The sequence below is a fragment of the Lachnospiraceae bacterium KGMB03038 genome (genome assembly GCA_007361935.1).
Taxonomy (GTDB): domain Bacteria; phylum Bacillota; class Clostridia; order Lachnospirales; family Lachnospiraceae; genus Massilistercora.
Genome location: CP041667.1, coordinates 993800 through 1014613, shown reverse-complemented (window position 1 = coordinate 1014613; position 20814 = coordinate 993800). Strand labels below are relative to the sequence as shown.

Annotated in this window: 17 protein-coding genes; 2 read left to right on the top strand and 15 right to left on the bottom strand. The window is 49.0% G+C overall.

Features of this window, described 5'->3' with window-relative positions; translation table 11 throughout:
- Positions 1-48: 48 nt before the first annotated feature.
- From FND36_04945 to FND36_04885, 13 genes are all read right to left on the bottom strand, one after another.
- Positions 49-888, bottom strand: a complete 840-nt coding sequence (locus tag FND36_04945) for a MurR/RpiR family transcriptional regulator (GenBank protein QDW73450.1) — start codon at positions 886-888, stop codon at positions 49-51.
- 12 nt (positions 889-900) lie between these two features.
- Positions 901-1713 carry a hypothetical protein gene (locus tag FND36_04940; GenBank protein ID QDW73449.1) on the bottom strand — a complete coding sequence of 271 codons (813 nt, stop codon included), beginning with the start codon at positions 1711-1713 and terminating at the stop codon, positions 901-903.
- 13 nt (positions 1714-1726) lie between these two features.
- Positions 1727-2566 carry an energy-coupling factor transporter transmembrane protein EcfT gene (locus tag FND36_04935; GenBank protein QDW73448.1) on the bottom strand — a complete coding sequence of 280 codons (840 nt, stop codon included), beginning with the start codon at positions 2564-2566 and terminating at the stop codon, positions 1727-1729.
- A 3-nt stretch (positions 2567-2569) separates the two neighbouring features.
- Positions 2570-4282, bottom strand: a complete 1713-nt coding sequence (locus FND36_04930) for an ABC transporter ATP-binding protein (protein ID QDW73447.1) — start codon at positions 4280-4282, stop codon at positions 2570-2572.
- A gap of 14 nt (positions 4283-4296) precedes the next feature.
- Positions 4297-5139 (bottom strand): cell division protein FtsQ, encoded by an 843-nt coding sequence (locus FND36_04925; protein ID QDW73446.1) that lies wholly within the window; start codon positions 5137-5139, stop codon positions 4297-4299.
- Between the two features lie 247 nt (positions 5140-5386).
- Complete coding sequence (gene nifJ / locus FND36_04920; GenBank protein ID QDW73445.1) at positions 5387-8923, bottom strand: pyruvate:ferredoxin (flavodoxin) oxidoreductase; 3537 nt, start codon at positions 8921-8923, stop codon at positions 5387-5389.
- 223 nt (positions 8924-9146) lie between these two features.
- Complete coding sequence (gene ytvI, locus FND36_04915; GenBank protein ID QDW73444.1) at positions 9147-10292, bottom strand: sporulation integral membrane protein YtvI; 1146 nt, start codon at positions 10290-10292, stop codon at positions 9147-9149.
- A 53-nt stretch (positions 10293-10345) separates the two neighbouring features.
- Positions 10346-10975: a YihA family ribosome biogenesis GTP-binding protein gene (locus FND36_04910; GenBank protein QDW73443.1), complete on the bottom strand. Its 630-nt coding sequence runs from the start codon at positions 10973-10975 to the stop codon at positions 10346-10348.
- Positions 10976-11020: 45 nt separating this feature from the next.
- The gene (gene lon / locus FND36_04905) at positions 11021-13342 is read right to left on the bottom strand and encodes an endopeptidase La (protein QDW73442.1); all 2322 of its coding nucleotides are present in this window, start codon (positions 13340-13342) and stop codon (positions 11021-11023) included.
- Between the two features lie 95 nt (positions 13343-13437).
- Positions 13438-14700, bottom strand: a complete 1263-nt coding sequence (clpX, locus tag FND36_04900) for an ATP-dependent Clp protease ATP-binding subunit ClpX (protein QDW73441.1) — start codon at positions 14698-14700, stop codon at positions 13438-13440.
- A gap of 36 nt (positions 14701-14736) precedes the next feature.
- Positions 14737-15318, bottom strand: coding sequence for an ATP-dependent Clp endopeptidase proteolytic subunit ClpP (clpP, locus tag FND36_04895; GenBank protein ID QDW73440.1), 582 nt, complete (start codon positions 15316-15318; stop codon positions 14737-14739).
- Positions 15319-15354: 36 nt separating this feature from the next.
- Complete coding sequence (locus FND36_04890; protein QDW73439.1) at positions 15355-16641, bottom strand: trigger factor; 1287 nt, start codon at positions 16639-16641, stop codon at positions 15355-15357.
- 117 nt (positions 16642-16758) lie between these two features.
- Positions 16759-17307 carry a DJ-1/PfpI family protein gene (locus FND36_04885; protein ID QDW73438.1) on the bottom strand — a complete coding sequence of 183 codons (549 nt, stop codon included), beginning with the start codon at positions 17305-17307 and terminating at the stop codon, positions 16759-16761.
- Between the two features lie 134 nt (positions 17308-17441).
- On the opposite strand from FND36_04885, the gene FND36_04880 reads away from it, so the two are divergent.
- Together FND36_04880 and FND36_04875 are read left to right on the top strand one after the other, a co-directional pair.
- A complete protein-coding gene (locus FND36_04880; GenBank protein ID QDW73437.1) occupies positions 17442-17885 on the top strand; it encodes a CYTH domain-containing protein in 444 nt (147 codons plus the stop codon).
- Between the two features lie 117 nt (positions 17886-18002).
- Complete coding sequence (locus FND36_04875) at positions 18003-18401, top strand: helix-turn-helix domain-containing protein (GenBank protein ID QDW73436.1); 399 nt, start codon at positions 18003-18005, stop codon at positions 18399-18401.
- Here the strand turns inward: FND36_04875 and FND36_04870 are convergent.
- Positions 18398-19606 (bottom strand): aspartate kinase, encoded by a 1209-nt coding sequence (locus FND36_04870; GenBank protein QDW73435.1) that lies wholly within the window; start codon positions 19604-19606, stop codon positions 18398-18400. The two genes, FND36_04875 and FND36_04870, sit on opposite strands and share 4 nt — an antisense overlap.
- Positions 19600-20811: a cofactor-independent phosphoglycerate mutase gene (locus FND36_04865; protein QDW73434.1), complete on the bottom strand. Its 1212-nt coding sequence runs from the start codon at positions 20809-20811 to the stop codon at positions 19600-19602. Before FND36_04865 ends, FND36_04870 begins: the two co-directional genes overlap by 7 nt.
- Between the last annotated feature and the right edge of the window lie 3 nt (positions 20812-20814).

Below are 20814 nucleotides of genomic sequence, written 5' to 3'. Positions count from 1 at the left end.
TGATTCATATAGTACATTTGTAGCACCTTTGGGGAGAAATGTCAATAACTAATCCCGTGGTCCCGTTCCTTGATATCGTTCTTTTAGCTTTTGGAGGCGGATCAGACTCTCGGCGGATGTCTCCTGGCTTCTCTTAGAAAGCGCAAGAACTAAAGCATCCACAAGGGCTACCGCCGCGGTCATGGAGTGATATTCCTTCTTTTCTCCCCGGTATACATAGAGGTTCGTGTCCGCCCGCTGATCTTCAGGCGCATATCTCCGGCTTGTAAAGGCCAGCGTCTCATATCCCGCCTTTCTGGCATAATCCAGGATGATCCTTCCTTCTTCAGAGACCTTAGAATAGCTGAAAAGAATTACCAGATCTCCTTGACCAGCTTGAGCAAGGCCCTCCAGTACTTCTGACCCTCCTGATGGAATCACAGAAACAGGGAAACCCATTCTCCGAAGGCGAAAAAATAATAACTGCCCTGCTGCCGCAGAAGCGTTCTTTGCATGGATCAGAACCTTCTTGGCGTTTATGATCTGTTCCACAGCGCGGGTAAATTCTCTCTGATCCAGATTTTCTACCGTCCTGGCGATGCACTCCTGCTGGTAGGAAAACCAGTTTTCCACATCAAACCCATCCTCTTTAAGCAAAGTCCCCGCCATCTTTCTTGCCGCGCCCTTTCCTGATTTTTGCTGAGCGACACCATTTTTCAATTCTTTGAAATCCCGATATCCCGTATGTCTGGCAAATCTGGAAATAGTAGCTTCCGAAATCTCCAAACGCTGTGCAAGCTGGCCAATGCTCATGAACAGAAATTCATCTGTGAACTCTTCAATAAATTCCAGGATCCTTTCCTCTGACCGGGTATATTTCTTTTCCGATTCCGGCAACGCAAGTACCATCCTTCTCTCTCCTTACTGCAAATGTGAATAGCATGGGCTTTTATCTGTCAAAACAGATACGTAGTTTCCTCCGATCGCATGGATCTCCTTCAACGCTTTTTTCAAAATCCCCGCGGTTTTTACTTGAAAAGAGGCATAATCTGAGACTATGATCTCATAATTTCCCAGTTTCATCTGCTGGTACAATTCCTTTACAGTCTTTACTTCCTGATAAAACCTGCTGAGAATACACCCATACTGTACCGCCTGGTGGGTATCGCTTCCGCTTACCATAGGAATCTCCAACGCCCGCGCCATACTTTGAGTCTGTGTCCATGCCGCTTTTGGGTCCTGGGCCACATCTTTCCCATTCAAATCCAAGAAATGCAGTCTCTTCAGCTGTTCCTCCGGAAGCTGCGGAATATGGCCGCCTTCCCGAAAGGGATGTCCTGCCCCTACGATCACCGAGTACTCCCCAAATAAATCCATTAGTTTCTCAAAGGGAAGAAACGCTCCGGCCGTCTTATAAGGCTCCAGTCTCTGGTTTAACTCCAGGATCTCTTCCGGCGTCCCTATACTCAAAATGTGGCCGCCCTCCCGGATGTCCGTCTCCATTCCAGCGAAAATACGCAGACCGTTCTTCGTCATCAGAGTATCCCCTTCCCGGTCACCGCTGTCCATCAGGTATCCGTATAGCTCGTCAAACTGAAGCGTATTAAAGTGCTCGGTCAGACACAAAGCATCAAGTCCCGCTCCTTTGGCCTCCTCAAACAGCCAGTCCGTATACGCGGTAGAAAAGGGCAGCTTTTTCGCCAATTTCCCGTGGGTATGAAAATCTATGTACATGCTCTTCTTCCTCCTATCCTATCACCACTGTTCCCAATATGGCAAGGGCCACCCACAAAAATGAAACCGCCAGGAACAACAGATCATCATAAGTCACTTTAAGAGAAGACAGCTTCATTTTCTTCACTTCTTTATTGACAGCCGCATACCGGTATCCCTTGAGCTCCAGAGCTTCCACCGTAGTTCTGGAACGTTTGGCGGTGTTTAGCATCAACGGATAAAAAGAATGAATGATCACTTTAATCTGATAGATCAAATACCGCACTTTTCCCCATAAGGTAGAGCTGTCCGGCGCATTTCCCCGAAGTCGGTAGGACAGGAGCACATTCTGAAATTCCTCCATCAGCATAGGCAGCATCCGGTAAGCATAAGAGATGGAAAAAGACAGTTTCTCCGGGCAGCCATACCACATAAGTCCATTAGAAAGGCGGTCCGGATCCAGGCCGGAAAACACAGTGACAGAAGCCAAAGACACTGTGGCAACCTTCAGCGTCAAGATCAAAAGCGGCGCCGCCGTCTCTACATTTCCTCCAAACAGAAGGGATACAACAAACAAATATCCTGTCTGTGAGAACACTCCTACGCCAAACAGAACCAACACCAGACCTGCAACCCGTGCCATGACGGTAGTCACCGCCACCAGCAGAAAGCACCCCAACAGGAATATCAGATTATCCGCAAACCAAGGCACCAACGCGAAAAACGCGTACCAGACCAAGAGCAGCCTTGGATCCAGAGCGGCAATAAATGTATCGTCATTTCCATATGCGTTTTTCAGCACTTGATTCCTCAGAAAATCCATAGAAAATTTGTCCAGGATATTTTCCGATAACCTTTTCTTTATCTGATCCATATTCTATCTCCTTCCAAATCCGGCCACAAATTCATCGATCGTATAGCAGCAGGCCTTGGGATTGAGCGCCTGCCCCATACTAAAGATCTCCGGCGGACGTATTCCTACCGTTTCTAAGACCTCCTGATTCCCAAAGATTTCATCCCTCGTTCCATCCGCTATCACCTTACCGCCGCACAGAACGATGATCCTCTGGGCCCACTCACATACCAACTGCATATCATGAGTGGCGATCATTACCGTTTCCGTAATATCTTCCATCTCTTTTAACGTTCTCATGATTTCCTTGCGGGTAGCGATATCCAGGTTTGCCGTTGGCTCATCCAAAAGAAGGATCTGCGGCTTTAACGCCACGCCAATCGCCAGGCTGGCTCTTCGCATCTGTCCTCCTGAAAGCAATCTTCCATCCTGCTCTTTCAAGTTCAGCAAACGGAATTTCTCCAGGAGTTCTTCTGTCCGCTCCTTCCAACACTCTTCGCCGCGCACCTGCATCGCAAAAGAAATATCTGCCTGAATGGAGTCCTTGATAAACATATCTTCTGGATTCTGGTAAACGAGAGACACATATCTGGACAGCTGTTCCGGCTTCTTGTCCCGGATATCCATATCTCCGATCCTTATCTGACCACTGTTTGGTTTTAAAAGTCCTGTCAGCATCTTCATAAGCGTAGACTTCCCCGCTCCGTTGGAACCAATCAGGGCAATCTTCTCGCCTTTGTGCAATTCCAGATCCAGAGACTGGAAAACCTTCCTGGGTTCTCCTTTAACCGACCGATAGGAGACGGACACATCCTGACAGGACACAGCGATTTCTCCCTGCTTTCTTTTCGGGGACAGCTCCTCTTCTGCGACAGCCGCTTTCCCATTCTCCCTATAGACAAGTTCTTTAAATACTGTTTTTCCCTCTTCTATCGTGGATGGCAGTTTTATTTGCTCTGCTAAAACCCCGTCTTTTTCTAATTCGTAGGCCGCTGTCGTCACCTGGGGCGGAAAGATGTTGCAGTTTCGCAGTTCCTCTACCCTGCCTAAAGCCTCTTTCGCCGGCAGCTTCCATTCCGCGCGTCCATCTTTCAGCAAGAGAACATGTTTACAATAATCAGCGATATATTCAGTATGATGCTCGATCACAATGATCGTTTTCCCATAAGTCCGGTTTAGCTCTTTTAAGACTTCATAAATCCGGTCTGCATGCTGAGGATCAAGCTGGGCGATAGGCTCGTCCAGGATCAGCACCTCCGGCTGAAGAGATACCGCGCCAGCCAAGGCCAGCAGGTGGGTCTGTCCTCCCGACAACTGCCAGATATAGTCTTTTTCCCGACCTTCCAGGCCGCACTGGGCAAGCGCCTTTCTCCCTCTCTCCAGATAGTCTTTCATTGCGTAATTCATACAGGCATAGGAAGCATCATCTAAGACTGTAGGCCGGACGATCTGATTCTCAAAATCCTGATATACATACCCTACCTTCCGGGCAAGATCACCAATTTCCAGATCTAGGGTGTCAGCCCCATCAATCTTGACAGTACCCGAGAATTCCCCTGTGATAAAATGCGGGATCAATCCGTTTATAACCTTGCATAGCGTAGACTTTCCACATCCGTTGTTGCCTACCACCGCGAGGAAATCTCCCCGTTCAATCTCTAGGTTTACTCCTTTCAGCGTAGCTTCCTCCGCGCCCGGATAGGTATACGTCAAATTCTTGATCTCGATCATACTCATGATTTGTCATCCTTCTATGCGTTCTTAGCGGTATTTGAATGATCTGAGCGGCTTTTGAGCACCAAGATCATGACGATTGCGATCACTGCGGCCACTACCATTCCTACCGCCAGAGCTGTAGTGCTTCCTGCCCATCCTGCTTCCCAGTCGATCAGAGCCATTCCGCTTTCCGCCATCATCTCAGCTCCTACGGCTGCTGCAAACGCGATGGCGCAGCAGACTACCACCTTTGCATTCACCGCTCCAAGGGCCGTATCTTCGGTTCTTGGACTCATTCCAAGCAGCGGCTCGATCTTTCCATAGAGCTTCGGTACCAGGAACAACGTTGGAAGCATACAAAACAAGATTCCTGAGAACAGCACATCATTCAGACAGGCAAATCCTTCTGTGGCAAAAACGCTTTCCGGAAGTCCCGGAACCGCCTCGAAATCCTGCACCGCGAACTGTACTTTCAAAATATCCACGATCATCCCCAGAATCTGCTGGATCATCACTCCGCTGATCGCCGCAATGCCGACCATCTTCCGGTTTCTTGGATTCCTTACCATACGTCCCGCAATATATATTCCGATCGTTACAGTAATAAATTTCTCCAACTCTCCAAGGCCGCCAAACTGCCCCAGCATAATCTCGCTAAATACCAGTTCCCCCGTAGCCGCCCCCAAAGCCGCGGACATAGGATCAAACAGCATGGCCAAAACCAATGGGATGAATAAGAAGTATTCTACAGAGAATTCCACAATTCCTACCTGAAATGAAGGAATCAGCTCTGTGAATAATGTTGCCAGCCCGTAAAGGGACATCGTAAGCACAAATATCATCAATTTCTGAGACTGCGTCGCTTGTTGTTTTATCATTTCTCTCTCCTCCTGATAAACAATTGTAATTTCTACGTTGTTTATCATATCAGCAGGAGGTAAAGGCATATATCCTAATTCGGTAAAATGTAAGTTAATTTTCAATCATTCTATATATGAAATTTTATTTTCATTTTTTTATTCATTATTCCTCCTTCCCACACACAAAAAGAGCTGCCGTGAAGCAGGCTCATTTGCCTTTTCCACAGCAGCTCCTTTCCATCAGTTTTCTTTTAAAACCTATCTTTTATTCCTCGCCGTACAGTGTTACCAGCTTCTTCAGATAAGCGTAACGCTCCATAGCTTCTTTTTCGTTCTGAGCGAACATCTTCTCGGCTTTCTCCGGATTCGCTCTCTTCAGCGCGTTGTAACGAACCTCACCGTCCAGGAATGCCTGATACTCTTCCTGTTTTGGCTCTTTGCTGTCCAGCGTGAATTTCGCGCCTTCAGCAGCCGGGTTAAACCGGAAGTTATTCCAGTATCCGCACTCTACTGCCAGCTGTTCCTCTGTCTGCGCTTTGCTCATGCCCTTCTTGATACCATGATTGATACATGGAGCGTAAGCAATGATCAGAGACGGTCCCGGATATGCCTCAGCCTCAGCGATGGCTTTGACTGTCTGGTTGAAGTCAGCGCCCATAGCGATCTGAGCGACATATACATAGCCGTAGGTCATAGCGATACCAGCCAGATCTTTCTTCTTGGTCTCTTTTCCGCCTGCGGCAAACTGAGCGGTTGCTCCGGTCTTAGTAGCCTTGGAAGACTGTCCGCCGGTATTGGAGTAAACCTCGGTATCGAATACCATGATATTGATATCCTCACCGCTTGCTAATACATGGTCAACACCGCCGAATCCGATATCATAAGCCCATCCGTCTCCACCGAAGATCCACTGGGATTTCTTCGCCAGGAAGTCTTTGTTCTTCACAATATCCTTGCAGGTCTCACACTCACATCCTTCCAGAGCCGCTACCAGCTTGTCCGTAGCATCTCCGTTTGTAACGCCGCAGTTGAAGGTATCCAGGTATTCCTGGCAGGCTGCTTTTACTTCTGCGGAAGCCTGATCAGAAGCCGCAACCGCTTCTACTTCCTCTTTCAGTCTCTTACGGATGGCTTTCTGAGCAAGCAGCATACCGTAACCAAACTCAGCATTATCTTCAAACAGGGAGTTGGACCATGCAGGACCCTGTCCCTTCGCGTTTACCGTGTATGGCGTAGACGGTGAAGAGTTGCCCCAGATAGAAGAACATCCGGTAGCGTTTGCGATATACATTCTGTCACCGAATAACTGAGTGATCAGTTTTGCGTACGGAGTTTCACCGCATCCGGCACAAGCGCCTGAGAACTCAAGGAGCGGCTGTTTGAACTGGCTTCCCTTTACTGTCTCTGGTTTAAATTTAGCGACAACTTCTGGTTTTACCGGGATCTCACGGCCAAAGTCGAAGGTCTCCTGACATCCGGCGTTTTCTTCCATGTTGCCCATAACAAGCGCTTTCTCGCCCTTCTTGCCTGGACATACATTTGCACAGGATCCGCATCCGGTACAGTCATAAGCGGATACCGTGATGGTAAACTTCATTCCCGGCATACCGATCATGTCGATTCCTACGGTTCCTTCCGGAGCGTTCGCAAGCTCGTCCTCAGTCAGAGCTACCGGACGGATAACCGCGTGCGGACATACATATGCGCAGCGGTTACACTGGATACAGTTTTCCGGCTGCCATACCGGGATATCTACCGCGATACCACGTTTCTCATATGCGGAAGATCCTGACGGTGTGGAACCATCTACATAATCTGTAAACGCGGATACTGGAAGTGAATTTCCTTCCTGAGCGTTTACTTTTGCCTGAATATTCTTAACAAAGGAAACTACGTCTTCTCTGCCGCCTTTTACCTCTGGTGTAAACAGGCCTTCGTCCTCACAGGATTTCCAGGATTCTGGAACTTCTACTTCATGCACCTGTTTTGCTCCGGCATCGATGGCATCGTAGTTCATCTGTACGATCTTGTCACCTTTTCTTCCATAGGTAGCTTTTGCGGCTTTCTTCATCAGATCGATGGCTTCTTCCTCTGGAATGATAGCCGCAAGCTTGAAGAACGCGGACTGCAGTACTGTGTTGATACGTCCGCCAAGTCCGATCTCTTTCCCGATCTTGATACCGTCGATGGTATAGAACTTGATGTTGTGATCCGCGATATAAGCCTTTACCTGGCCTGGCAGATGTTTCTCAAGACCTTCCATATCCCATGGGCAGTTCAGAAGGAATGTGCCGCCGTCTACCAATTCCTGAACCATATTGTATTTATTTACATAAGACGGATTGTGGCATGCCACAAAGTTCGCCTGATGGATCAGATAAGTAGATTTGATCGGAGATTTACCAAATCTTAAGTGAGACATGGTAACACCGCCGGACTTCTTGGAGTCATAGTCAAAGTAAGCCTGAGCGTACATATCTGTATTGTCGCCGATGATCTTGATGGAGTTCTTATTGGCTCCAACAGTTCCGTCCGCGCCAAGTCCCCAGAACTTGCAGTTGATGGTTCCTTCTGGCGTGGTTACCAGCGCCGGGCCAGCATTCAGAGAAAGGTTTGTTACATCGTCTTCGATACCGATGGTGAATCTTGCTTTCTCCTGATTATTGAATACCGCAACGATCTGCTCCGGTGTGGTATCCTTAGATCCCAGTCCGTAACGTCCGCTGTTTACCGGAACATTTTCAAACTTGCTTCCCTTCAGAGCGGAAACAACGTCCAGATACAGAGGCTCTCCCTGTGCTCCCGGCTCTTTTGTCCGGTCAAGAACATTGATATATTTTACAGTGTCAGGAATAACGTCGATCAATGCCTGAGCGCAGAACGGTCTGTACAGACGTACCTTTACAACGCCCACTTTCTCGCCTGCTGCCATCAGATAGTCAATGGTCTCTTCAATAGTGTCACAGACAGATCCCATAGCAACGATCACTTTCTCCGCATCCGCTGCTCCATAGTAGTTGAACAGTTTGTAATCGGTACCGATCTTCTCATTAACCTTGTCCATGTATTCCTGAACGATCGCCGGCATAGCATCATAATATGGGTTGCATGCCTCTCTTGCCTGGAAGAAGATGTCCGGGTTCTGAGCAGAACCTCTCTGGCATGGATGATTTGGATTCAAGGCGTGATTTCTGAATTCATCGATCGCATCCATATCTACCAGGTCTTTCAGATCCTCGTAATCCCAAGTCTCGATCTTCTGGATCTCATGAGAAGTGCGGAATCCATCAAAGAAGTTGATAAACGGCAGTTTGCCTTTCAAAGCCGCGCAGTGAGCAACGGGTGTCAAATCCATAACTTCCTGTACGCTGGACTCGCAGAGCATAGCGGCTCCGGTCTGGCGGCAGGCATAAACATCGGAATGATCACCGAAGATAGACAGCGCATGGCTTGCGATCGCACGGGCAGATACGTTGAATACGCCCGGAAGCTGCTCCCCTGCCACTTTGTATAAGTTTGGAATCATCAGCAGCAAGCCCTGGGATGCGGTAAATGTAGTCGTCAGCGCGCCTGCCGCCAGAGAACCGTGTACAGCTCCCGCAGCTCCCGCCTCAGACTGCATCTCTGTTACCTGAACCGTCTGTCCGAAGATATTTTTCCTTCCCTCGGTCGCCCACTCATCTACATGTTCTGGCATAACAGATGATGGCGTGATCGGATAAATAGCCGCAACTTCTGTGTACGCATATGACGCATGAGCCGCGGCCTGGTTACCATCCATGGTCTTCATTTTTCTTGCCATTTTTGTTGTTCCTCCTTAAATGTTTGTTACATGATCATACATTCACATATATAATTTATTATAGTCCCTGGAAAATTAAAAGTCTAGTGATTCTTCCCCTTATTTTGTTCCTTTTTCCATACATTTGCATGAGGTTTCGGACGATCGGGTACAGGGCAAAAGTTAATTGGGGACGTAGCCTTTTTGCAGTTTACTACGTCCCCGTTCACAGTTTATTCACAATTTACTTTTTCCGCAGACTCAGCACTCCTTCTGCCAGAATCTTCACATCGTCCAGAATATAGTCAAAAGCCCCTGCTTTATATAGATTGATGACGATCATTCCCACCGGTACGGCCACGATCATTCCCAGCACGCTTCCGACACGGTATCCGATATACAGAAGTACCAGGGTCAGCAAGGGTTTCAGTCCCACGCTGTCTCCCACCAGTTTAGGCTGGATCAGCTGATGCACCAGCTGTGTGACCGCGTACAGTACAAGCAGCGCCGCCGCTCTCCTGTAATCTCCCGTCAGAAGATGATAGACAGCCCATGGGATCATTGCCGTTCCCGTCCCAAAAAAGGGAAGAAAATCCAGAAATGAAATGAGCAGAGCCAGCAAAAAGGAAAAGTGTATCTCCATGACCGCAAAGCCGGCCAGAAGAATAGCAAATACGACTATCATGATCTTAAACTGCGCTTTAAAGTATCCCCCCACCGCGTATTTCAGATTGGAGATGACCATGGACATCCTTTTTACCAGAGAATCCGGAGCAATCCTTTTGGCCCAGGCGATCACTTCCTCCCGCTCTGCCACAAAAAAATATGATGATATAAGGGTTACGATCACCCCGATCAACATGGAGGGAATCCGCTTCGCAAAGTTACCTGCCGCTGTTACTGTAGGCGCGCTCAGATTCTGGATCATATTTCCAGCTGAGCTACCCAAATTCTCCGTAAATGTATGCAGTCCGTTCTGAAGTCCCGCCGGGAGCATCTGAAACACACCATCCAGACTCTCCCCAATAGACTGAAATCCTTTGCTCAACTCCCGGTAAAGAGACGGCATATCTGCCAAAAGCTGCGCCACTTCCCGAAAAAGTTTACTTCCAGCCCAATAAAGCAGCAGGATCACTCCCGCCAACACCAGAATGATGACGAGAGCCGAGCTTAGTTTTTTTACGATCTTCAGCCTGCGCTCCAGCCAGTTTACCACTGGGCTTACGATGTAAGCGATAAACCAGCCGATGACAAACGGCATAAAATAGAAAAGCAGTTCAACCCCAATCCACACAAACAGGATCGTCCCCGCCAGGCTGAATGCCAGACTGACGATCACTTTCCAATATGGACGGTTGTCACCAAGCTGCTCTCTATAGCTCGTTTCCATTCTCCTCTTCCTCCTGTCCTGCCCCGCTTTTAAAAACCTCGGTCCTCCGGCTTCTACGAACTCCCGCTCTCCTGCGGATTCTGCTCTTCTTCCTGCTTCCCCAGGAAATTCGTCTCTACCAATTCCCAGATCTCATCTCTCCCCTGCTTTGTCACAGAGGAAAAGGGGATGATCACGGTCCCTGGGATCAGCCCAAGTTCCTGCCTGATCAGCTTCAGCTGCTTGTCCTTCTGGCTCCTTTTGATCTTATCCAGCTTCGTGGCAATGATGATCGGCTGAAAACCCTGTGCCACGATCCAGTCATACATCATCTTATCATTGGCAGAAGGCGCATGCCGGATATCGATCAGGAGAAACACCGCTTTAAGCACCTTTGACCCGTGCAGATAGCGTTCGATCAATTCGCCCCATCGCTTCTTTTCCTGCTCAGACACTTTCGCGTACCCGTATCCCGGCAGATCTACCAGATATAATTCTTCATTAATGTTATAGAAATTGATGGTCTGCGTCTTTCCCGGCGTAGCCGAGATCCTGGCGTAAGATTTGCGGTTCATAAGCCCATTGATGAGAGATGACTTTCCCACGTTGGACTTCCCCGCAAACGCGATCTCCGGCAGCTGGTTCTTTGGAAGCGGACTGGTAATCCCGCAGACGGTTTCCAGATTCACATTTCTAATGATCATGTTTGTTCTCCATTTCTTCTTTCTCGTCACTGCTTCGTCATTTCGTTACTTGATCAAAACCCGATCCAGCACTTCGTTGATATGTGACACAAAAAGGATCTCCAAGCCTTTTGTAATCTCCGCGGAGATTTCCTCCACGTCCGGTTTGTTTTCCTTGGGTACGATCACCGTCTGGATTCCTGCGTTTTTCGCCGCCAGCAGCTTCTCTTTCAGCCCTCCGATGGGAAGCACCCGTCCCCGCAGTGTGATCTCCCCTGTCATTGCCACATCAGAACGGACCTTCTTCCCGGTAACGGCAGACAGCATAGCTGTCGCCATGGTAATGCCGGCGGATGGCCCGTCTTTTGGCACCGCTCCTTCCGGAATATGGATATGTACGTCGTGTTTCTTGAAGAAATCTTCCGCAATGTCATGCTCCCGGCTGACGGAACGGATGTAACTGATACCGGTCCTCGCGGACTCCTTCATCACGTCTCCCAACTGCCCGGTCAGCAGGATCTCTCCTTCTCCCGGCATGATATTGACCTCGATCTGCAGCGTATCGCCTCCCACACTAGTCCAGGCAAGTCCTCTTACAATTCCTACCTCCGGCGATTCGTTGGCCATCTGGTAAGTATAAAGCTCTCTTCCCAAATATAAATGAAGATTTCTTTCTGTAATATGCACGCTTTTCTTCTTCGTCTCAAAAATCTCTTTCGCCGCTTTCCGGCAGATCTCGCCGATCTTGCGCTCCAGCTGGCGCACTCCCGCTTCCTTTGTATAATTGCGGGCCATCTTCCAAACCGCTTTCTTGCTGATGGTAAGCTGATCCTCTTTCAGGCCGTGGCGGCTTCTTTGTTTCGGAATCAAATGTTCCAGGGCGATATGCATCTTTTCATTCTCTGTATAGCTGCTGATCTCAATGACTTCCATCCGGTCCAGAAGCGGCCTTGGGATCGTCTGGAGCGTGTTGGCGGTCGTCACAAACAGCACCTCTGACAGATCTAGCGGGACTTCCAGGTAATGATCCCGGAACTTCATATTCTGCTCGCTGTCCAACACTTCCAAAAGCGCAGAGAATGTATCCCCTTTGTAGTCGTTGCTCACCTTATCAATCTCATCCAACAGCATCAATGGATTCTTCACTTTCGCTCTTCGCAGGGCTTCCGCGATCCGTCCAGGCATCGCCCCTACATAAGTCTTCCTGTGCCCCCGGATCTCCGCCTCATCCCGGACTCCTCCCAGGGAAATCCGCACATAAGGCTTCTTCAGCGCCTTGGCCAGAGATTTGGCAATGGAGGTCTTGCCGGTTCCCGGAGGGCCGGCTAAACACAGGATCGGAACGTCTCCCTTCTTCGTCAGGGCTCGGACCGCCAGGAATTCCAATACCCGCTCTTTTACCTTCTCAAGGCCGTAGTGATCCTCATCCAATATTTTCTTGGCATAAGCAATATCTTTATTGTCTCTGCATGTTTTGTCCCAGGGAAGCTCCAGCATGGTCTCGATGTAAGTGCGGATCACGCCTGCTTCCGCCGGACTGTTCATCGAATTTTTAAACCTTTTTATTTCTTTGTTTAGTTTTTCCTTTACTTCTTCCGGCGCTTTTAAAGCATCCGCGGCCTGCTGAAACTCTTCCGCATCCGAAAGCGTGGTCTCGTCTCCCAGTTCTTCCCGGATCAGTTTCAGTTCTTCCCGCAGAATATACTCTCTCTGGTTCTTATCCACCCGCTCCTTAATCTTTGCCTGCAGCTCATCCTTAATATTCTGTACCCGGATCTCCTGCACGACCTTATCGGACAGAAGGTCGTACCGGCGCATAAGGTCGGCTTCTTCCAAAAGCTCCTGCTGTTCTGTATAACGCAAGGGAAGATTCGCGCCAATGATATCTACCAGTTTCCCAAGATCCATGGTCTCCTCGATCTGCTGCCCCAGTTCCTTCGCGGTTTTAGGATTTTTCCCCAGATATTCCCTAAACAGCTCTTTCAATCCTCTCAGCATGGCCTCCCGGTTAACCGCAGCGTCTTCCTGCCCGCTCTTCATATCCTTTATCACCTGGACGGAAGCATAGAGAAACGGGCTCTCCTGCTCTAACTCTTCCAAGTGTGCCCGCATCTGGCCTGCTACCAGAACTCTGGTGATTTTCTTAGGAAGCTTCAGTACTTGCTTAATACTGGCCACGCAACCAGTCTCATAGACGTCAGAAGCGCCCGGTTCCTCTATCTCCACATCCTTCTGGGCTGCAAGGAAGATCAGCTGTTCGCCGGCCATTGCGCGTTCAACCGCCTGGATCGACTTCTCGCGGCTTATGTCAAAATGCGTTACCATCTCCGGCAGGACTACCATTCCCCGCAAGGCTACCATTGGGAGACTTATTCTCTCTTTTTCCATGTATCTTTTAACTCTCCTGTCTCTCGTTTTCTTTCCAAATGTCCTTCCCTTATATATAAACAGGCGGGTACGCTCTTACCTGCACCCGCCTTATATTATGCACTCTCAGACCGGACTGCCTCATGAACACATTCCGGTTCTCCAATTCCCTTTATCACATCTCCCGTAATCCGGCAAGACTTCAGCGTTTCATCCGAAGGCGCCTGGTACATAATATTCATCATCGTATTTTCCATGATCGCCCGCAGTCCCCTGGCTCCTGTCTTCCGCTTCAGAGAAGTCTCCGCGATCTCTTCCAGAGCTGTTTCATCGAAGATCAAGTCAACCCCGTCCAGTTCCAGCATCTTCTGGTACTGTTTCACGATCGCGTTCTTAGGTTCTGTCAAGATCCGGATCAAAGCTTCTTTATCCAGCATCTCAAGAGCTACCGTCACCGGCATACGCCCTACTAATTCTGGAATCAGCCCATATTTCACCAAATCCTGCGGAAGCACCTGCTTCAAAAGCCGGTCCATATTATTTTCATGTCGGCTGGCGATTTCCGCGTTAAAACCGATGGATTTCTGATCGATCCTTTTTTCGATCACTTTCTCAATCCCATCAAAGGCTCCGCCGCAGATAAACAGGATATTTGTCGTATCGATCTGGATCAGTTCCTGGTGGGGATGTTTTCTCCCCCCCTGGGGCGGCACGCTGGCCACCGTTCCTTCAATAATCTTAAGGAGCGCCTGCTGTACGCCTTCCCCCGACACGTCTCTTGTGATAGACGGATTCTCGGACTTCTTCGTGATCTTATCGATCTCATCGATGTAAATGATCCCATACTCCGCGCGCTCTACATCGCCGTCCGCCGCCTGAATGATCTTGAGAAGGATATTCTCCACATCCTCACCTACATATCCAGCCTCAGTAAGCGCGGTTGCATCCGCGATCGCAAATGGGACATTCAAAATCCTGGCTAAAGACTGGGCCAAAAGAGTCTTGCCGCATCCGGTAGGGCCAAGCATCAGAATATTGCTCTTGCTCAGCTCTACTCCCAGATCCTCGCGGCCTGCCATGATCCTCTTATAATGATTGTAAACGGCCACTGACAGAACCTTCTTAGCTTCGTCCTGACCGATCACGTATTCATCCAGAAACGCTTTGATCTCCTCCGGCTTCAGAAGGTTGATATCCATAAACGGACTTCTGCGTCTTCCTTCCTCATATTCCAGTTCTTCCTCGATGATCTCCGCGCAGACTTCCACGCACTCATCGCAGATGTATGTGCCATTTGGCCCCGCGATCAGTTTGCGCACCTGAGCCTGCGTCTTATTGCAAAACGAACACCTTACCTGGTCGTCGTTTCTACCTACCATTTTTTCACCTCATAATTTCAGGACACTTCCGGCAGCTTAACGGCGTGTGATCACCTGGTCGATCAGACCGTATGCTTTCGCTTCTTCCGCTGTCATAAAGTTATCCCTGTCTGTATCTGCCTGGATAACTTCCAGCGGCTGTCCTGTATTTTCTGCCAAAATCTGATTCAGTTTCTGACGGGTCTTTAAGATATGCTCCGCCGCGATCTGGATCTCTGTCGCCTGTCCCTGGGCCCCTCCTGAGGGCTGATGGATCATGATCTCCGCATTGGGAAGCGCAAGACGTTTGCCTTTCGTTCCGCCAGAAAGCAGGAAGGAGCCCATGCTTGCCGCCATACCGATACAGATCGTCTCGATATCGCATTTGATATACTGCATGGTATCATAAATAGCCAGTCCTGCCGTCACAGAACCTCCCGGACTATTGATGTATAAATGGATGTCCTTCTCCGGGTCTTCCGCTTCCAAGAACAAAAGCTGCGCAACGATCACACTTGCCGATACATCCGTCACTTCCTCTCCAAGGAAAATGATCCGGTCTTTCAGAAGTCTGGAATAAATATCATAAGATCTCTCTCCGCGGCTTGTCTGTTCAATGACATAAGGTACTAAACTCATATATTATATGCCTCCTGTCCACTTCTTACATGTCTTCTATTTCTCTACTGCGTTCTCCGCCAGGAAGGTCACCGCCTCCTGGACAGCCATATCTTCTTTCATCTGCTGTTTCTCAGCATCGCCCATAAACTCTTTGAGCTTCTCTACTTCCATCTTGTAAGCCTCTGCCATCTTAGCCAGTTCTTCGTCCAGCTTTTCATCGCTGATCTCAATATTCTCTGCCTTGGCCACCGCTTCCAGCACAAGACGGGTCTGGATCCGCTTCAGAGCCTGCGGTTTCATTTCTTCCAGCATTTTCTCTCTGTCCATGCCGGTAAACTGGAAGTACTGCTCCAGTGTCAGTCCCTGAGCCTGGATCCTCTGGGCAAATTCATCTGCCATCTGGCGAGCCTGGGTGTCTACCATCGCATCCGGAATCTCCATAGAAGCGTTAGCGATCGCCTTCTCTACCGCCTGGTCCTCTTTCTTTCTTTTTCCGTCAGAAGCCTTCTGCTCTTTGATTTTTGCCTTTACATCGGCTTTGTATTCATCCAATGTATCAAATTCTGAAACTTCTGCCGCGAATTCATCATCGATCTCCGGAAGTTCTTTCGCCTTGATCTCATGTACGGTACATTTAAACACCGCATCTTTGCCTTTCAGGTTTTCCGCATGGTAATCTTCCGGGAAGGTTACTTTTACTTCGATCTCTTTCTCCGGCTCCGCTCCGATGAGCTGCTCCTCAAATCCGGGAATGAACGAACCTGAACCGATGGTCAGCGGATAGTTCTCGCCTTTTCCGCCCTCAAAAACTTCTCCGTCTACAAATCCTTCAAAATCAAGGATGATCTCGTCCTTATCCTGGACCGGACGGTCTTCTACCGTCACTGTTCTAGCGTTCTTCTCCGCTTCTTCCTGGATCTTCGCGTCTACTTCCTTCTGCGTCACGCGGGTAGAAACCTTATCTACTTCCAGTCCTTTATACTCGCCCAGAGTCACTTCTGGTTTTGTAGCCACTTCTGCTGTAAAGATAAACGGCTTGCCCTTTTCGATCTGCTCTACATTGATCTCCGGCTGAGATACGATCTCCAGCTCACACTGGTCATAAGCTTCAGAATAAGCCTTCGGGATCAGGCTGTTTGCCGCGTCATCATAGAAAATCTCTGGTCCATACATCTTCTCGATCATCTGGCGCGGTACTTTCCCTTTCCGGAAGCCTGGCATATTGATCTTGTTTTTCTGCTTCATATATGCACTCTGCAGCGCTTTCTCTAAATCATCGGCGGGCACTTCGATCGTAAGCTTCGCCATGTTTTTTTCTAATTTTTCCACCTGTAAATTCATTTTCCTTGACTCCTCCTGTTTCTATCCCGTCTCCCGCAGGCCGAAAAACGGGCATATTCCATTACATTCACTAAAGAAGTATAACACAAACCCTAGTAAATATCCAGCGGAACTTTTTTATTCATAAACAATAGATTCCGCAATCTCTTCTGTCTTCTCCCGGCCCTCCAAAGTCTGGATCAATTCCAGGGCAAAATCGATCGCCGTTCCTACTCCCCGGCTGGTAATGATCGTTCCATCCACCGTTACAGGAGCGCGGGTGATCACAGCTCCCGGAATCTCTTTCTCCATAGCCGGATAACAGGTAACCCGTTTCCCTTTCAGAAGTCCCAGATCCGCCAGGATCGTGGGCGCCGCGCAGATTGCCGCTACGTATTTGCCTTCGTCCGCGAACTCCTTAACGATTTTCCGAACGCCGCTGTGGGCTTTCAGATTTGTCGTTCCCGGCATCCCCCCCGGAAGAACGATCATGTCAAATTCCGCAAAATTCACTTCATCGAACAGGTCTTCCGTCTGCACATTGATCCCGTGAGATCCGCGGACCGTGTAATCATCCATGATAGAAACTGTATCCACATAAACCTTAGCTCTTCTGAGCAGGTCTACCACTGTCAAAGCTTCAACTTCTTCAAAACCGTCTGCCAACAATACACTCACTCTTTTCATTTCCCGCTTCTTCCTTTCTTTTATGATATTAAATTTGAAGCACCTAACCCCTGCTCCAGCACGTATACTTAAATATTAACACCGTTTACATTTAGTGTAAATACGTTTATATTAATAAAAAAGGAGGATATACTATGGAAATCGAACGCAAATATCTGGTCCGGAAACTTCCAGATCATCTTGACTCCTACCCCTGCCGCAGAATCGAACAGGGCTATCTCTGCATCGAACCTGTCGTTCGCATCCGCAGGGATGATGACCGATGCGAACTCACCTACAAGTCCAAAGGACTTATGATCCGGGAGGAACATAATCTTCCTCTTACCCAAGAGGCTTACCAGCACATGCTCCCCAAGATCGATGGAAGGCTGATCCAGAAAAAGAGATATCTGCTCCCCCTTCCCGGCTCATTAACCGCCGAGCTGGATCTGTTTGAGGGAGAGCTTGCTCCCCTCCAGCTGGTGGAGGTAGAATTTCCTGATGAGGAGACGGCAAACGCTTTTATTCCTCCCGACTGGTTTGGCGAGGATGTAACCTTTTCCTCTAAATACCATAACAGTAATCTAAGCAGGCGATAAGGCAACGTTATGTTGCTTTATCGCCTTTTGTAACATTTCGAGGCATATTTACCTATTTATTGGACAAATTGCTATACTATCACTATTACCAAATAATAATCAGGGAGGATAACGGCGATGTCCAATATACAGCTTGCCAACAACTTGCGCTATCTCAGGAAAAAGCATGGACTGACTCAGAAGGATCTGAGCAAGATGCTCAACATCTCCCGGCAGGCTTATTCTAACTATGAAACCAGCAAACGGACGCCTGATCTGGATTCTCTCCTTTATCTCTCCCGGTTTTATCATCTTTCACTTGACACTTTAGTCCTTCACAATCTGGAGGACTCCCTCCGTCCTCAGGAGCTTTTGGCAGAGAGCCAGATTCCTTATCTTCTCGCAAAAGACAAAAAGACCGACGCAGCCATCTATCTTTCCCAGGAAGAACTGGATTTTATCATCCGGTTCCGCTCCCTTTCTCAGGAAAGCAGACAGCTGATCGCCGGTTTCCTTTCTAGCGCCAGATCCAATTAGTCATTAACTTCAAATCCATCGTGAACCGCGTTCATAGCTTTGTCGATATCCTTCTCATCTACCAGCACTGTGATCCGGATCTCAGAAGTAGAGATCATGTTGATATTGATCCTGGAGTTATACAAAGACTCGAACATCTTCGCCGCGACTCCCGGATTACTCATCATTCCGGCCCCTACCACAGACAGTTTCGCCACATGTTCATTCCATACGATCTCTTTAATAGTAAGTCTTTCTTTATTCTTTTCCAGAATGGCGATCGCGCCTTCCAGGTCTTCCTCCGCCACGGTAAAGGAGATATCCTTGGTCCCATCTCTTCCTACCGACTGAAGGATAATATCTACATTGATCCCGTTTTTCGCAAGTACGTCAAAAATGCGGAACGCCACTCCCGGCTTATCCTCTACCCCGATCACAGAGATCCTTGCTGTATTTTTATCTGCCGCAACTCCTGTTACTAATAATTTTTCCACGTTCGCTACCTCCTTGACCACAGTTCCTTCCGTCTCATTCAGACTGGAACGCACGACCAATTCTACATTATATTTCTTCGCCATTTCCACAGAACGGTTGTGGAGCACCTTCGCTCCAAGGCTGGCAAGTTCCAGCATCTCATCATAACTGATAGACTCCAGCTTTCTCGCGGTCTTTACTACCCGCGGATCTGCTGTATAAATCCCGTCTACATCCGTATAGATCTCACATTTATCCGCGTGGAGGACCGCCGCCAGAGCCACGGCCGTTGTATCGGAGCCGCCCCTCCCAAGAGTGGTGATATCATCATATTTATTCACCCCCTGGAACCCTGTGACGATCACGATCTTACGGGAATCCAATTCGTGCTGGATCCTCTCGGTATCCACCCGTTTGAATCTGGCGTTCCCGTACCGGGATGTGGAATGCATCCGCACCTGGAACGCGTTCAGGGATACCGCCGGCACATCCATGGCCTGCATAGCCATCGCCATCAATGATACAGAAACCTGCTCTCCCGTGGTCAAAAGCATATCTAATTCCCGCTTTTTCGCTTTTGGATTCACACTTTCAGCCAGGGCGATCAGTTCATCCGTCGTCTTTCCCATTGCCGAAAGGACTACCACGACGTCATGTCCCGCTTTATAATCCTCAATGCAGCGCCTGGCCACATTATAAATTCTTTCCTTGTCAGCGACCGATGTGCCGCCGAATTTCTTTACGATCAGCATAGTTCCTCCTGTAGTAAATGATTGATCAGCTGGTATCCGTCCGGCCAGTTTCTGCCAGTCCGAGCCGCTGTTTTTTCGTTATACGCCTCTTGGCCCTCCATTGGTCTTGTGCTGTCATAGAGCAGATAGGGCACGGCTTCTCCAGTATGGGTGCGCGCTTCGATAGGCGTAGGATGGTCCGGCAGAAGGAGGAGGCGAAACTCTTCTCTGGCTTCCCTAAGCCCTTCTACCACTGGCTTTAAAACTCTCTGATCCACATACTCAATAGCCGTGAGCTTATCCTGGACCTGTCCCTGATGGCCCATTTCATCCGGCGCTTCTATATGGATATAGGCAAAATCATACCCCTTCTCGGTCAGCGCTCCAACCGCGGCCGCGGCTTTTCCTTCATAATTCGTATGGAGTCCGCCGTTAGCCCCTTCTACAAAAGCGCAGTCCATTCCAGCTCCCACCGCGATGCCTTTTAAAAGATCCACCGCGGAGATCATAATCCCTTTCTTCCCCATCCGTTCCCGGAAGTTCGGAAGGGACGGCTTTTTGCCGGCTCCCCAGAACCAGGCGGAGTTGGCCGGATGAAGTCCCCGCTTCCTTCTCGCTTCATTGATGGGATGATGCTCTAAGATGTCATAGCTTTTCTCCATCATCTCCCGGAAAACAGGGTCACTGGGAAGGTATTCTTTGATCCCGCGCCCCAGGATATCATGGGGCGGTGTCATTTCAAGAAGTTCTCCTTCTTTCCACACCAGAAGATGCCGGTAGCTGGTTCCTGTGTAAAACCTAAACCCCTCTTTTTCCAATCCCTCTTCCAATGCCTTCAAAAGCTGAGCGGCTTCTTCTGTCTCTATCTCGTCAGAACTATGGTCGATCATCTCCCGGTTCTCGTAGGGACCGGCCTCCTCAGACAAGGTGACCAGATTACATCGGAAGGAAACATCCGTCTCTTCCATCCGCACTCCAATGCTCAAAGCCTCCAAAGGAGAGCGCCCTGTATAATAGATCCTGGGATCGTACCCCATGACAGACAGATTCGCCGTATCGCTTCCCGGCGCCATTCCTTCCGGAACCATGGACGCCATCCCAAGCTCCGCTTTAGGAGCCAGCGCATCCATCACCGGAGTTTCCGCCGCTTCCAGTGTTGTCCGTCCTCCAAGCTGTGCTAAAGGTCTTCCCGCCATTCCATCACTTAAGACAACTACATATTTCATTCG

What these genes read in the sequence shown, in the direction of transcription:
- FND36_04945 (QDW73450.1), bottom strand. Translation starts at nt 888, where the DNA reads ATGGTACTTGCGTTGCCGGAATCGGAAAAGAAATATACCCGGTCAGAG.
- FND36_04940 (QDW73449.1), bottom strand. Translation starts at nt 1,713, where the DNA reads ATGTACATAGATTTTCATACCCACGGGAAATTGGCGAAAAAGCTGCCC.
- FND36_04935 (QDW73448.1), bottom strand. Translation starts at nt 2,566, where the DNA reads ATGGATCAGATAAAGAAAAGGTTATCGGAAAATATCCTGGACAAATTT.
- FND36_04930 (QDW73447.1), bottom strand. Translation starts at nt 4,282, where the DNA reads ATGAGTATGATCGAGATCAAGAATTTGACGTATACCTATCCGGGCGCG.
- FND36_04925 (QDW73446.1), bottom strand. Translation starts at nt 5,139, where the DNA reads ATGATAAAACAACAAGCGACGCAGTCTCAGAAATTGATGATATTTGTG.
- nifJ (QDW73445.1), bottom strand. Translation starts at nt 8,923, where the DNA reads ATGGCAAGAAAAATGAAGACCATGGATGGTAACCAGGCCGCGGCTCAT.
- ytvI (QDW73444.1), bottom strand. Translation starts at nt 10,292, where the DNA reads ATGGAAACGAGCTATAGAGAGCAGCTTGGTGACAACCGTCCATATTGG.
- FND36_04910 (QDW73443.1), bottom strand. Translation starts at nt 10,975, where the DNA reads ATGATCATTAGAAATGTGAATCTGGAAACCGTCTGCGGGATTACCAGT.
- lon (QDW73442.1), bottom strand. Translation starts at nt 13,342, where the DNA reads ATGGAAAAAGAGAGAATAAGTCTCCCAATGGTAGCCTTGCGGGGAATG.
- clpX (QDW73441.1), bottom strand. Translation starts at nt 14,700, where the DNA reads ATGGTAGGTAGAAACGACGACCAGGTAAGGTGTTCGTTTTGCAATAAG.
- clpP (QDW73440.1), bottom strand. Translation starts at nt 15,318, where the DNA reads ATGAGTTTAGTACCTTATGTCATTGAACAGACAAGCCGCGGAGAGAGA.
- FND36_04890 (QDW73439.1), bottom strand. Translation starts at nt 16,641, where the DNA reads ATGAATTTACAGGTGGAAAAATTAGAAAAAAACATGGCGAAGCTTACG.
- FND36_04885 (QDW73438.1), bottom strand. Translation starts at nt 17,307, where the DNA reads ATGAAAAGAGTGAGTGTATTGTTGGCAGACGGTTTTGAAGAAGTTGAA.
- FND36_04880 (QDW73437.1), top strand. Translation starts at nt 17,442, where the DNA reads ATGGAAATCGAACGCAAATATCTGGTCCGGAAACTTCCAGATCATCTT.
- FND36_04875 (QDW73436.1), top strand. Translation starts at nt 18,003, where the DNA reads ATGTCCAATATACAGCTTGCCAACAACTTGCGCTATCTCAGGAAAAAG.
- FND36_04870 (QDW73435.1), bottom strand. Translation starts at nt 19,606, where the DNA reads ATGCTGATCGTAAAGAAATTCGGCGGCACATCGGTCGCTGACAAGGAA.
- FND36_04865 (QDW73434.1), bottom strand. Translation starts at nt 20,811, where the DNA reads ATGAAATATGTAGTTGTCTTAAGTGATGGAATGGCGGGAAGACCTTTA.